The sequence below is a fragment of the Nocardioides dubius genome (assembly GCF_039528155.1).
GTDB classification, from domain to species: Bacteria; Actinomycetota; Actinomycetes; order Propionibacteriales; family Nocardioidaceae; genus Nocardioides; species Nocardioides dubius.
Genome location: NZ_BAAALG010000003.1, coordinates 148,288 through 161,550, shown reverse-complemented (window position 1 = coordinate 161,550; position 13,263 = coordinate 148,288). Strand labels below are relative to the sequence as shown.

General features: G+C 70.5%; 12 protein-coding genes. 10 read left to right on the top strand and 2 right to left on the bottom strand.

The genetic code is table 11. The features are described from left to right. From ABD151_RS04965 to ABD151_RS21985, 10 genes are all read left to right on the top strand, one after another. Nucleotides 1-1,466 (top strand): AMP-dependent synthetase/ligase (locus ABD151_RS04965; protein ID WP_343991925.1); only part of this gene is annotated, 1,466 nt, incomplete at its 5' end. 216 nt (nucleotides 1,467-1,682) lie between these two features. After that, nucleotides 1,683-2,429, top strand: coding sequence for a Flp pilus assembly protein CpaB (gene cpaB / locus ABD151_RS04960; protein ID WP_343991923.1), 747 nt, complete (start codon nucleotides 1,683-1,685; stop codon nucleotides 2,427-2,429). Then, complete coding sequence (locus ABD151_RS04955; protein ID WP_343991921.1) at nucleotides 2,429-3,643, top strand: CpaE/TadZ family protein; 1,215 nt, start codon at nucleotides 2,429-2,431, stop codon at nucleotides 3,641-3,643. The genes cpaB and ABD151_RS04955 overlap by 1 nt, the downstream gene beginning before the upstream one ends. Before the next feature lie 44 nt (nucleotides 3,644-3,687). Then, nucleotides 3,688-5,172 (top strand): TadA family conjugal transfer-associated ATPase, encoded by a 1,485-nt coding sequence (locus ABD151_RS04950; protein WP_343991919.1) that lies wholly within the window; start codon nucleotides 3,688-3,690, stop codon nucleotides 5,170-5,172. Beyond that, on the top strand, nucleotides 5,172-7,064 hold the full coding sequence (locus tag ABD151_RS04945) for a type II secretion system F family protein (protein WP_343991917.1): 1,893 nt from the start codon (nucleotides 5,172-5,174) through the stop codon (nucleotides 7,062-7,064). The genes ABD151_RS04950 and ABD151_RS04945 overlap by 1 nt, the downstream gene beginning before the upstream one ends. Nucleotide 7,065: 1 nt before the next feature. Further along, nucleotides 7,066-7,998, top strand: coding sequence for a type II secretion system F family protein (locus ABD151_RS04940; protein ID WP_343991915.1), 933 nt, complete (start codon nucleotides 7,066-7,068; stop codon nucleotides 7,996-7,998). A gap of 5 nt (nucleotides 7,999-8,003) precedes the next feature. Beyond that, nucleotides 8,004-9,581, top strand: coding sequence for a sensor histidine kinase (locus tag ABD151_RS04935; RefSeq protein ID WP_343991913.1), 1,578 nt, complete (start codon nucleotides 8,004-8,006; stop codon nucleotides 9,579-9,581). Between the two features lie 14 nt (nucleotides 9,582-9,595). Then, nucleotides 9,596-10,231, top strand: coding sequence for a response regulator (locus ABD151_RS04930; RefSeq protein WP_343991911.1), 636 nt, complete (start codon nucleotides 9,596-9,598; stop codon nucleotides 10,229-10,231). Nucleotides 10,232-10,394: 163 nt separating this feature from the next. Next, entirely contained in the window at nucleotides 10,395-10,586 is a 192-nt protein-coding gene (locus tag ABD151_RS04925; RefSeq protein ID WP_343991909.1) for a Flp family type IVb pilin, read from the top strand. Nucleotides 10,587-10,597: 11 nt separating this feature from the next. Continuing rightward, complete coding sequence (locus ABD151_RS21985; RefSeq protein ID WP_486348045.1) at nucleotides 10,598-10,828, top strand: Flp family type IVb pilin; 231 nt, start codon at nucleotides 10,598-10,600, stop codon at nucleotides 10,826-10,828. Between the two features lie 10 nt (nucleotides 10,829-10,838). On the opposite strand, the gene ABD151_RS04920 is transcribed toward ABD151_RS21985, so the two are convergent. Both ABD151_RS04920 and ABD151_RS04915 read right to left on the bottom strand, forming a co-directional pair. After that, the gene (locus ABD151_RS04920) at nucleotides 10,839-12,107 is read right to left on the bottom strand and encodes a M48 family metallopeptidase (RefSeq protein WP_343991907.1); all 1,269 of its coding nucleotides are present in this window, start codon (nucleotides 12,105-12,107) and stop codon (nucleotides 10,839-10,841) included. Further along, nucleotides 12,104-13,263, bottom strand: a 1,160-nt coding sequence (locus tag ABD151_RS04915; RefSeq protein WP_343991905.1) for a peptidase MA family metallohydrolase, incomplete at its 5' end; no start/stop codon positions are given. The genes ABD151_RS04920 and ABD151_RS04915, both read right to left, overlap by 4 nt.

The window sequence follows — 13,263 nt, the reverse complement described above, 5'->3', positions numbered from 1 at the left end:
AGATCAAGTGGATCCTCGAGGACTCCGGCGCCAAGCTGGCGCTCGTCGAGACCGCCGAGCACCTGGCCAAGGTCAAGGCGCTGCGCGACGAGCTGCCCGAGCTCAACGAGATCCTGGTGATCGAGGAGAGCGCGCTGGAGACGCTGCGTGGCCGCGGCACCGAGGTCAGCGACGATGACCTCGAGGTGCGGCGCACCACCGCCACCCCGCTGGACCTGGCGACCCTGATCTACACCTCGGGCACCACCGGCCGCCCCAAGGGCTGCATGCTCACCCACGGCAACTTCATGTTCGAGCTCGGCGTCGCCGTCGAGGAGCTGGAGCGGCTGTTCAAGCAGGACGGCGCCTCCACCCTCCTCTTCCTGCCGTTGGCGCACGTCTTCGCGCGGATCGTCCAGATCGGCGCCTTCAAGGCCCGCGCCCGGCTCGGCCACTCCGCCGACATCAAGAACCTGGTCGAGGACCTGGGCGCCTTCAAGCCCGGCTTCATCCTGGCCGTGCCCCGCGTCTTCGAGAAGGTCTACAACACCGCCTCGCAGCGTGCCGAGGCCGACGGCAAGGGCAAGATCTTCCAGCGCGCCGCCGAGGTGGCGATCGCGTACAGCCGCGGCATCGAGAGCGGCAGGATCTCGCTCCCGGTCCGGCTGCAGCACGCGCTGTTCGACAAGCTCGTCTACACCAAGCTGCGCACCACCCTCGGTGGCCGCTGCGAGTTCGCGATCTCCGGCGGCGCACCGCTGGGCGAGCGGCTCGGCCACTTCTACCGCGGCATCGGCCTGACCGTGCTGGAGGGCTACGGCCTCACCGAGACCACCGCAGCACTCGCGGTGAACCTTCCCGATGCGGTGAAGGTCGGCACCGTGGGCCGCCCATTCCAGGGCACCACGGTCCGGGTCGCCGACGACGGCGAGCTGCTCTTCAAGGGTGGCCAGGTCTTCGCCGGATACTGGAACAACGAGGACGCCACCCGCGAGGCCCTGGCCGACGGCTGGTTCCACAGCGGCGACGTCGGCGAGGTCGACGACGAGGGCTTCATCAAGATCACCGGTCGCAAGAAGGAGATCCTGGTGACGGCGGGCGGCAAGAACGTCGCCCCGGCGCTGCTCGAGGACCGCCTGCGCAGCCACCCGCTGATCAGCCAGTGCATGGTGGTCGGCGACGGCCAGGCGTTCATCGCCGCGCTGGTCACCATCGATCCGGAGTACTTCCCGTTCTGGTCGGAGCAGAACGGCAAGAGCGGCAGCATCCGCGACCTGGTCGACGACGACGACCTGCGCGCCGCCGTCCAGGGTGCCGTCGAGGAGGCCAACAAGGCCGTCTCCAAGGCCGAGTCGATCCGCAAGTTCACGATCTTGGCGATCGACTGGACCGAGGAGGGCGGCCAGCTCACCCCGAGCCTCAAGCTCAAGCGGAACGTCGTGATGCGGGAATTCCGCGACGACGTCGAGGCGCTCTACGCCCGCTGAGCGGCCCCGCCACGCCCGGCACCGCCCCGCCTGTTCACGCGTCTCCACGCCTGTCCACGCGGGGCGTAGCCGACCCGGTCTAGTCCTTTCGGGTCATATGCACAGAACAACGCTTCACTCCTGCCCCATTTGAGGCATCTTGGTGCCCGCATCGGCCACGGCTTCTGGCGGGAGGGAGTCGGGACGTGTGTCAGCGACCCTTGGAAAGTGGTGGGCATGGACCGTCGGAAGATTCTGCTTGTCCTGGCAGCGGTGATCGCCGCTCTCGGCACGCTGTTGGTGTTCCTGTATGTGCAGGGCGCCGACGAGCGGGCCCAGGAGGACATCGAGGCCATCTCGGTGCTCAAGGCAGTCAAGGAGATCCAGCCCGGTGAGGAGTTCGACGACGCCGCCTCTGCCGGCAAGTTCGAGAACGCCGAGGTGCCGCGCGACCAGGTGCTGCCCGGCGCCGTCGCCAACCTCGACGACCTGAAGGGCCTGCGCGCCACCGCGCGGGTCTTCCCCGGCGAGCAGGTGACCACCTCGAAGTTCGGCGCCGGCGCCGTCGAGAGCGAGTCGCTGGCGATCCCCGAGGGGATGATGGCGATCTCGGTCAACCTGACCGACGCGGCACGGGTCGCCGGCTTCGTGACCCCGGGCGCCGAGGTGACCATCTTCGCCACCGAGGCCGACCCCGACGAGCGTGAGCCCCGCTGGAGCGGGACCCTGATCCCGCGGGTCAAGGTGCTCGGCGTAGGCGCCAGCTCCACGATCACCAGCACCCGCACCAACTCCTCGGGCGACCAGGTCACCGAAGAGGTCCCGCGCACCCTGATCACCCTGGCGGTGACCCAGGAGCAGGCGACCCGCCTCCAGTTCGCGAGCTTCGAGACCGAGCTGGCGTTCGGTCTGCTGACCGAGGACTCGAAGGTCGACGACGGCCCGGTGATCGGCAAGCGCAACTTCTTCCCCAAGGCACCGTGATGCCGGTCATCGTCGAACGTGACCCGGCCCTGATCGGCCAGCTCGCCGCGATGCTCCCGCCCGGTGCGCACGGAGTCGACTCCGCCGAGGCGATGCACGCCTGGCTGGGCCGCAACAGCAACGAGTACGCGGTACTGGTCGGACCGAGCCTCGGCCTCGAGGCGGCCATCGACATCAGCGAGAGCATGCGGTACACCCGCCCGACCACCAGCGTCATCCTGGTGCGCGACGAGGTCGACACCGAGGTGCTCTACAAGGCGATGCAGGCCGGTGCCCGCGACGTCGTGCGCAGCGACGACGCGGGTGCGGTCACCGCAGCGGTCGGCCGGGCCCAGCAGCTGTGGAAGGCGTTGCACGGCGGACAGGACTCCGCCGGCTCCACCAGCGACGGCAAGGTGGTCACCGTCTTCTCCCCCAAGGGCGGCGTCGGCAAGACCACCACCTCGGTGAACCTGGCCCTCGCCCTCGCCGAGGGCGGCGCCCGCAAGGTCTGCCTGGTCGACCTCGACCTCGCCTTCGGCGACGTCGCGATCACCATGCAGCTCTTCCCGCACCACACCATCGAGGAGGCCATCGGCGGCGAGGACTCCATCGACTTCGCGATGGTCGAGTCGCTGCTGACCCGCCACGACCAGTCGCTGATGGTGCTCGCCGCGCCCAGCCTGCCGGACGCCCGGGACCGGGTCACCGCCACCCTGGTGGCCCGGATGATGCGCACCCTCAAGCGCGAGTTCGAGTATGTCGTCGTCGACACCTGCCCGAGCTTCGACGAGCAGACCCTGCAGGCCCTCGACGAGACCGACGAGTGCGTGATCGTGGCGACCCTGGACGTGCCGACGCTGAAGAACGTCAAGGTCGCGCTGGAGACCCTGGACCTGCTCAACATCGCGCAGGGCAACCGGCATCTGGTGCTGAACCGCGCCGACGACGCCGTCGGCCTGGACCCGGAGAAGGTCGAGACCATCCTGGGCATGCCGATCACCACGATGATCCACTCCTCGATCGACATCGCGGCCGCGACCAACGCCGGCAAGCCGATCGTGATCGCGAACCCGGGTCACCAGGCCAGCCGGCAGTACCAGGCCCTGGCCGCCGTGCTCTCCGCCGAGGAGGAGCCGGTCGCCCCGCCCACGGCCCCGGGGATGGTCTCCCCCGCACCGGCCACCACCACCCCGACCGCGCGTGGATCGCGCTGGCGCCGCTCGCGGCGCTGAGCGATGACCGCCCCACTCTCTTGCCCCGACTGTGAGGAGCCCCGATGAGCAGCTTGGGTGACCGTCTTGCCAAGGCAAAGGCCGACGCCTCCGCCACCCCCGAGGACCGTGAGGCCGCGGCGTCGGCCGCCGTCCTCGCGACGACCGCAGCGGCGATCGGCGACGCCGAGGCCCCCGGACGCCGGGTGGCCAGCGCGTCCGGCCCGGTCGACCCCTCGGTGACCCGCCGGCTGGCGCACGCGGCCAGCCAGCACCAGGACCGGCTCGAGGAGCTCAAGGGCAGCATCCACGGCGAGCTGCTGCGTCAGCTCGGTCCGCAGCTCTACGACGTCAACATGGACCAGGACGAGCTGGAGAAGCGGGTCAAGCAGGTTCTCAAGGACGTGCTCGGTGCGCAGGACCGCCCGCTGAGCAACAGCGATCGCAACCAGGTCACCCTGGAGATCACCGACGACATCCTGGGCTACGGCCCGATCGAGCCCTTCCTGCGCGACCCCGACGTCACCGAGGTGATGGTCAACGGCGCCGACAACGTCTGGCTGGAGAAGCGCGGGCGCCTGGTCTGGGCGGACGCCAAGTTCACCGACGAGACGCACCTGCGCCGCACCATCGACAAGATCGTGTCCCGGATCGGACGACGCGTCGACGAGTCCAGCCCGATGGTGGACGCCCGCCTGCCCGACGGCTCCCGGGTGAACGCCGTGATCCCGCCGCTGGCCATCGACGGCTCGGCGCTGACCATCCGCAAGTTCTCCGCCGACCCGCTGACCGCCGCCGACCTGGTCGCCTTCGGCTCGCTGACCCAGCGCTCCAGCGAGTTCCTCGACGCCTGCGTGCGCGGCAAGCTGAACATCGTCGTCTCCGGGTCCACCGGCGCCGGCAAGACGACCACCCTCAACGTGCTGTCGTCGTTCATCCCCGGCGACGAGCGGATCGTCACCATCGAGGACGCCGCCGAGCTGCAGCTGCACCAGGAGCACGTGGTCCGCCTGGAGTCGCGCCCCGCCAACCTGGAGGGTCGTGGCGCGGTCGACATCCGCGACCTGGTGATCAACAGCCTGCGCATGCGCCCGGACCGGATCATCGTGGGTGAGGTCCGTGACGCCTCGGCGCTGGACATGTTGCAGGCGATGAACACCGGTCACGACGGCTCGATCTGCACCGTGCACTCCAACGGCCCGCGCGACACCCTGTCCCGGATCGAGACGATGGTGCTGATGGCCGGGATGGACCTGCCGGTCAAGGCGATCCGTGAGCAGATGGCCTCGGCGATCGACCTGATCGTGCACCAGAGCCGGTTCAAGGACGGCAGCCGCCACATCACCCACATCACCGAGGTGGAGCGGATGGAGGGCGACGTGGTCACCCTCCAGGACGTCTTCGTCTTCGACCACTCCGCCGGCTTCGACGAGGACGGGCGCAGCCGTGGCCGGCTCCGCTCGACCGGCCTGCGGCCGAAGTTCCTGGAGAAGCTCGCCTACTCGAACGTGACGGTCGACCCGACCCTGTTCGCAGCGGACGGCCTGTGATGCGTCGGGCGCTGGCCTCCCTCACCGCGGCGCTCGCCGTGGGCCTCGCCGGCGCGGCGCTGGCCCTGCCTGCACACGCTGCGGGCGAGATCGAGATCGACCACCTGCAGTCCGACGGCACCGCTGTGCGGCTGCTGGCCACCGTCCCCGACGGGGTGGACGGCGACATCGCCGTCACCATCGACGGCCAGCAGGCCGAGGTGGCGGTGGAGAAGGTCGAGGGCGACGCGTCCGCCATCGCCCGCACCGCGGTGATCGCCTTCGACACCAGCAAGTCGATGCGGGGCAAGGGCTACCTGGACCCGGCCAAGGCCGCCGCCCTGGCCTTCCTGGACAGCGTTCCCGAGGACGTCCGCGTCGGCCTGGTCACCTTCGACTCCGCGGTGCAGACCCAGCTGGAGCCGACGCTGGATCGTGACCGGGCCCGTGACGTCGTCGGCGACCTGAGCACCGCTCCGGACACCTTGCTCAACGACGGCATCATCCAGGCCGTCGCCGTGGCCGGCACGGAGGGCCAGCGCCAAGTGCTGGTGCTCTCGGACGGCCGCGACTCGGGCGAGACCCCCGACACCGCCGTCGTCGCCGCGATCCGCAAGGCCGAGGTCAAGGTGGACGTCGTCGCCCTGCACGACGACACCGAGGCACTCGCCTCCCTGCAGTCGTTCGCCGAGGCCGGCAGCGGCACCGTGATCCCGTCCGATGCCGAGGCCCTGCAGGCCGCCTTCAGCGACGAGGCGGCCGCGCTGAGCCGTCAGGTGCTCATCACCGCGCAGATCCCCGAGGCGGTCACCGCCAACGAGGCGACCGTGGTGCTGAGCGCGGGCGAGGCCACCACCAGCCGTGCCGCGGTGATCCGCGACGGCGAGGCGACCACCCTGCCCGCCGCCTCCCCCACCGAGGACGCGGGCATCCAGATCTCCCGTCCGGTGATGTATGCCGGCATCGCCGCCCTCGGGCTGGGGCTGCTGCTCCTGCTCGGCGGCGTCATGTACTCCGCTGCGGCTCCCCGCAAGGGCCCCAGCGCCGAGGACCGGATCGCCGCCTACACCGGTGGCGTGGCGGCCGGTGGTCGCGACGACGGTCCCCCGCTGAGCCTGGACCAGGCCAAGCAGGCCGCGGCATCGGTGCTCGGCAAGAACAAGGGCGTCGAGGAGCGGATCTCCGCACGCCTGGTCGCCGCCGGATCGCAGATGCGGGCCGCGGAGTGGGTGCTGCTGCACGGCGGCATCGCCCTGCTGGCCGGCCTGGTCGGTGCGCTGATCGGCGGCGGCAGCCTGCTGTTGATCGTGATCTTCCTGATCCTCGGGGCGGTGCTGCCCTGGATCTGGCTCGGGATCAAGCGCAAGCGCCGGCTGACCGCCTTCGGCGAGCAGCTCCCGGACACGCTGCAGCTGATCGCCGGCAGCCTGGGCGCCGGCATGTCGCTGGCCCAGTCGATCCAGACCGTGGTCGAGGAGGGCAGCGAGCCGGTGGCCGGCGAGTTCCGCCGGGCCTTGGTGGACAACCGGCTCGGCGTGCCGCTGGAGGACGCGATGGAGGACATCGCCCGGCGCACCCAGAGCCGGGACTTCGCCTGGGTGGTGATGGCGATCCGGATCCAGCGCCAGGTGGGCGGCAACCTCGGCGAGCTGCTGAACACGGTGGCCGCCACCATGCGGGAGCGGGCCTACCTGCGCCGGCAGGTGCAGACGCTTTCGGCGGAGGGGCGACTCTCGGGATGGATCCTCGGGCTGCTTCCAGTCGCCATGGCGCTCTACATGCTGATTGCCCGACGCGATTACATCAGCAAACTCTGGACAGAGGCCATGGGACTCGGCATGCTCGCGGCAGCGGCGGTCCTTCTCGCACTCGGTGCATTCCTGATCAGCAGGATCGTCAAGGTGGAGGTCTGAGATGGAATTGTTTCTCGGCGCGATCCTGATCTTCGCCGCACTCTTCCTGGTCTTCTCCGCCATTGGTGGGCTGAGCCCGGAGCGCCAGGGCGTCTCCAAGTCGCTCGAGGTGCTGGAGGCGATGACCGGTGCCCCGACGGCCGGGGAGAGCACCGTCGAGGCGGAGAAGCCGTTCAGCGAGCGGGTGCTGATCCCGCTGCTGGAGCGACTTCAGGGCATGGGACGCCGGATCACCGGAGTCGACCAGGCCGAGCGGATCCGTCAGCAGCTGGACCGAGCCGGGAACCCGGCCGGCTGGACCGTGGACCGGGTCTCCTCCGGCAAGATCCTCGGCACCCTGGTGGGGCTGGCCGCGGCCGTTTACTTCGCCCTGCTGCTCGGCGCCGCCGTCCCGATCCTGATCCTGGCGCTGGCCACGGGAGCGGTGCTCGGCTTCTTCGCTCCCAACATCTGGCTCTACAACACCGCCGTCAAGCGGGAGGAGGCGCTGCTCAAGGAGCTACCCGACGCCCTCGACCTGCTCACCATCTCGGTGGAGGCGGGGCTCGGCTTCGACGCCGCCCTGCAGCATGTGGCCCGCAACACCGAGGGCCCGTTAGCCGGCGAGCTGAACCGGGTACTGCAGGAGATGCAGATCGGGCGCAGCCGCACCGAGGCGCTGCGTGCCCTCGGCGACCGGAGCAATGTCAAGGACCTCAAGACCTTCGTCTCGGCGATGGTCCAGGCCGACGCGGTCGGCATCCCGATCGCCCAGGTGCTCCGGGTGCAGTCCGGTGAGATGCGGATCAAGCGGCGGCAACGGGCCGAGGAGAAGGCCGGCCAGGTGCCGGTGAAGATCATGATCCCGGTGATCCTCTTCATCCTGCCCTGTCTGATGATCGTGGTGATCGGCCCCGGCATCATCGGCATGACCGAGGCCTTCGGCGGCAGGTGACCGGCATGGACGAGCGGACCCGCTACGCCTCGGTCACCGCCGGGGCGCGGGTCTTCGCACTGGTCATGCTGGCGCTGCCGGTGGCGGTCAGCGGCGATCTGGCCCCCATCTTCGCGGTGGTGATCCTGGCCGCGGTCTGGCTGGTGGTGGTCTTCCTGGAGGGGATGAGCCGGTTTCCGGTGATGCCGGCGCTGGTGGTCGAGGCCAGCATCGTCACCCTGCTCGCCGCTGCCACCCTCTCGGTCTCCGCCGTGCTGCTGCCGGCGCTGGCGGTGCCGCTCTTCATCGCCGGGCTGGTCCGCGGCGCCCGTGGGCTGCTGGAGGTACTCGGCGCGGTCGTGGTGGTGCTGATCGCCGCGATCGCCCCCAATGACTCGGTCACCCTCGACGTCGCCCTGGTCTCCACCATCTTCACCTGGCTGATGGTGGCGGTCGGCACCGGCGCGATCGGCGCCGTGGTGCACAGCCTGCGGGGCGAGCACCAGACGACCGCCCGCTCGTACCGCGAGGCGCGGCACCTGCTCACCCAGCTCACCGATCTGTCTGGTGAGCTGGTCGATGGCCTCAACCCGGTCAGCATCGCGCAGAACATCATCGACCTGACCCGGGAGGAGCTGCCGATCTCCGGCGCGGTCGTCTACACCGGCGCCGACTACGGCGTGGTCCCGCTGTTGGAGGGCGACGTGCTGGTCAGCGACGAGGCGCTGACCAGCGAGCTGGTCCACGAGGCGCTGGATGGCCAGGGCCCGGTCGTCCGCGACGGCGACGTGGCCTTCCCGCTGATCGCCGAGGGGCGGGTGGTCGGCGTCGTCGCCGCCACCCTGCACCCGGCCTTCGCTCGCTCCCGCAATGCCACCCTGGCCACCCTCAGAGACCTGATCCCCCGGCTCGCCTCCGAGGCCGTCCAGCTGGACACCGCGCTGCTCTTCGCCAGCATCCAGGCCGACGCCACCGCCGAGGAGCGCCAACGCCTCGCCCGGGACCTGCACGACGGCGTCGCCCAGGACCTGGCCGCCTTCGGCTACCTGATCGACGGGATCGAGGACGCCCGCTCGCCCCAGGAGCAGGCGGAGATGGTCACCGAGCTGCGTGAGGAGCTGACCCGGGTGGTGGCCGAGCTGCGCCGCTCGATCTTCGGGCTGCGCAACGAGGCGATGAGCGCATTCAGCCTGGGCGAGAGCGTGCGGGCGATGGCCGAGCACATCGAGAGCCGGGCCGGGATCCCGGTCGAGGTGAGCCTGGACGAGAGCGGCAGCCGGCTCCGCGCCGACATCGAGGCCGAGTTGCTGCGGATCGTCCAGGAGGGGATGAACAATGCGGTCAAGCATGCCCGCGCCTCCCGGATCAGGGTGGCCTGCTCGGTGCATCCGCCCTATGCCCGGCTCCGGGTGATCGACAACGGCCGGGGGCTGCAGGCGGGGCGCACCGACTCGCACGGCCTGCGGATCATGCGCGAGCGGGCCCGCCGGATCGGCGCCCACCTCGACCTTCGCAGCACCGACGGCCGGGCCGGCACCGAGCTGCTGGTCGAGCTCAATGCCGGCGCCAAGCCGGCCCCCCTACCTTCGGAGACCGCCCTATGAGCCAGGAGGCGACCATGTTGCGTGTGGTGCTGATCGACGACCACGAGCTGATCCGGACCGGACTGGGCCGGGCGTTCGAACGCGAGGAGGACATCACCGTGGCCGGCGTCGCCGGCGGCGTCGCCCGTGGGCTCCAGCTGATCGAGGAGCTACGCCCGGACGTGGTTGTGACCGATCTGCAGCTGCCGGACGGAACCGGGCTGGACGTGGTCAAGACGATCCGCCAGCGCGACGACAAGATGGGCCTGGTGGTGCTCACCATGCACTCCGGCGACGACCACATCTTCGCCGCCATGGAGGCCGGCGCCTCCGCCTTCGTCGGCAAGGACGCCCCCTCCCGTGAGGTGGTCAGCGCCGCACGCCATGCCGCCGTCTCGCCGCGCACCTTCCTCTGCTCGGGCCTGGCCGGCGCGATGATGCGCCGGGCCAGCGACGACCGGCCACGGCTCTCCGAGCGCGAGCGCGAGGTGCTGGATCTCCTTGCCGAGGGGCTGGGCACCGCCGCCATCGCGAGCCGGCTCTACATGAGCGAGTCGACGGTGAAGACCCACATCGCCCGGGTCTACCAGAAGCTCGGCGCGACCAACCGGGCCCAGGCGCTGGTGACCGCGATGCGGATCGGCCTGTTGAGCTCCGTGGCCCCTCAATAGGGCCAGCGGACAAATAGCCCTTTCGGGCTATGCCACCCCGACCGAAGGCCCGATGTGATGGGCGCTACAACGGGGCAGAGTTCTACTCGTGAGCGGGCCAGCAGGCCCGAGCCGGACATGTGGGCGACGTGCACCAGCACGCTGACTAAAGGGGAGAAACACCATGATCGAGTTCTACGCCAAGATGCTGGCCCTCTTCACCGCTGAGCGCGAGGACGAGAAGGGCGCGACCGCCGTCGAGTACGGGCTGCTCGTCGCCTTGATCGCTGCCGTGATCGTCGGCCTCGTAGCGACTCTCGGAACCGAGATCAGCGGTGGCTTCCAGGACGTCATCAACGAGCTTCAGGCCAACTGATCCTGGTTCGTATGCCGGGCCGCTCACTGTGGGTGAGCGTCCCGGCATACTGCCATTTCCTTGGGAGTGACTTGAAATCTCAGTCAGGCAGCGATCTCGTCATCGACGATTCCGGTGCCACAGCCGTTGAATATGCCCTGTTGATTGCACTCATCGCTGCTGTGGTGGTCGGAACGGTAACGCTCCTCGGCCCTGTCGTTGCTGGTCTCTACGCAAGTGTGTGCGACGAACTCGGCTGCTGAGCAGCCGCCTCTACTCCCCCGCGAACGCCCGCGCCATCGCCACCCGCTGCAAGACCGTCGGGTGGGTGCCGAACCAGAAGTGCGCCAGTGGCGGCGGGGTCGGGTCGCAGACCGCACGGATGCACAGCGTCCGCTGCATCGCCAAGAACGCCTCCGGATCCCCGGTGAGCTCGAGCGCCGTCTCGTCGGCGCGAGTCTCGATCTGACGACTGATCGTCGCCTGGACCGGGCTGGCCACGAAGGCGCCCACTGCGGCCAGCGCCAGCACCAGCGGGATCACCCGCACGTCGCCGGCCCCCTGCGACCCGCTGCGCCGGCGGAGCCGGACCGAGGAGGTCAGCAGCGCCAGCAGGCTGACGCCGAACGCGGTGCCGACCGCACCGAGCGCGGTGCCGATCAGCACATCGCGGTCCCGGGCGTGGCCCAGCTCGTGCGCGACCACGCTCAGCACCTGGGCGTCGGGGACCGACGTCACCAGGTTGTCGTAGACGACCACGCGCTTGGTGCCGCCGAAGCCGGAGACGTAGGCGTTCAGCGTGGTGGTCCGGCGCGACGCGTCGGCGACCAGGACGTCGTCGACCTCCACCCCCTCGCGATCCGCGAGCGCCATGATCGAGGTGCGCAGCTCGCCATCCGGCATCGCCTCGAAGTCGTTGAAGACCGGCTCCAGCAGCACCGGGTACAGGTAGGAGCCCAGCACCACCAGCAGTGCGCCGAGCCCGGCGGCGATCGCCGGCCACCACACCTGCCAACGCCGCGCGCACCAGATCAGCACGACCAGCACGAGCGTGGTGAGCAGCACCTGGACCAGGTACTCGCGGGCCAGATCGGCCAGCCAGCCGGAGGTGGACTGCTGGGTGAGCCCCTCGTCGAGCCGCCGCTGGCGCGCCGCCCAGGCGAACGGCAGGGTGGCGGCCCGGGTGATCAGCGCCAGGAGCGCCACGGCCGCGAGCACCGCGACCGGCCACCAACGGGTGCTGCCCCGCACCAGGCTCGCGCCGAGTCGGGTGAAGCCCAACAGGCAGGCCACCAGCAGGCCGACGCCGAGCGAGCTCCAACCCAGGATCCGCGCGGTGCCGGAGTACGCCTCGCCCCGGCGGATCTGCTGGGTGGTGAAGACGCTGTCGGCCGGCGCGCTGCCGAGCACCGAGTGCCCGGCATCCCACGGCACCAGCCACGCGGCCAGGACGACGAAGAGCACCCCGCTGACGACCAGCACCACCGCCGCCACCACGCCGGCGGTGATCCGCGGCGCGGCATCCGAGACGCTGGGGCTCACCCTGCCAACTCCACCAGGCGAGCCCGCCACAGCGCAATCAGGCGCGCCTCGTCGATGCCGAAGACGTCGTCGAGCGCTTGAGTGACCGAATCCCCCGCCATCACCGCGCGGTGGAAGCGCAACAGCGCCGCCTCCCCGCCTTCGTCGACCAGCACCGTGCAGGCCAGCCAGGCTGCCTCGTAGGAGGCGCCGAGCTTGTCGGTGCGGACCGCGAACTCGGCATCGCTGGGCAGCGACCTGGGGGCACCCCGCTTGCGCACCTGCGCCAGGATCTGCGAGGCCGCCTCGGCGACCGGGACCGTCGAGTCGCGCAGCGCCACGTAGTCGGCGAAGCCCTCGGTGAGCCAGAGCGGCACCCCGACGGCGGTCGCCGCCTCGGTCACCACGTGGGTGATCTCGTGGGTGATCACCACCTGGGCGCCGCGCGGCGCCAGTCCGGCGAACTGGGCCGGGTTGAGGAAGACATGGGTCGGCGCGCCCGGGGCGGTGGAGCCGTCGATGGGCGTGGTCACCGCAGCGATGCCGCCATGGCTGCCGGGCTCGGTGCCGAGCACGGTGTCGAGCTGCTCGACGCTGGCAGGGGCCTCGATCACGACGCCTTGACGCCGCGGCCGCAGCACCTCGCCGACGGCGCGCACGCCCTGATCGGCCAGGCGCACGTAGCGGGCGGCCCGCTCGGCTGCGCGCTCCCCCGCCACGATCGCCATCGACGCCGTGCCACGGGCCACCTCGACCGGCTCCTGGAGCCAGAGCGGCGCCACCCGGCCTCCGCCGCCGACACCGGCGATGCGCAGCTCGTCACCGCTGCCCGAGAAGATCACGCTCACCTCGGCGTGGGCGGGTGCCGGGTCCGCCTGGTCGATGCTCCAGGAGAGGTCCACCACCCCGGCCCACTGTCCCTCGGGGAGACTCGCGGTCTGCGCTGCGTCGTCGACGAGGTAGCGCATCGAGACCTCGCCGAGGCCGACCGCATCGGCGTTGACGTCGAAGTAGGCGGGCCAGCGCGGCTCGGAGGCCGGTCCGGGCTCCTGGAGCGCCTGCACCAGCTCCGCGATCACCTCCCCCGCGGCGGCGGCATCGACGCCGCTGCCGCGCGGTGCCTCGACGTCACCGGCCTCCTCGCCGCCACAGCCGCTGAGCACACCGGCCAACAGCA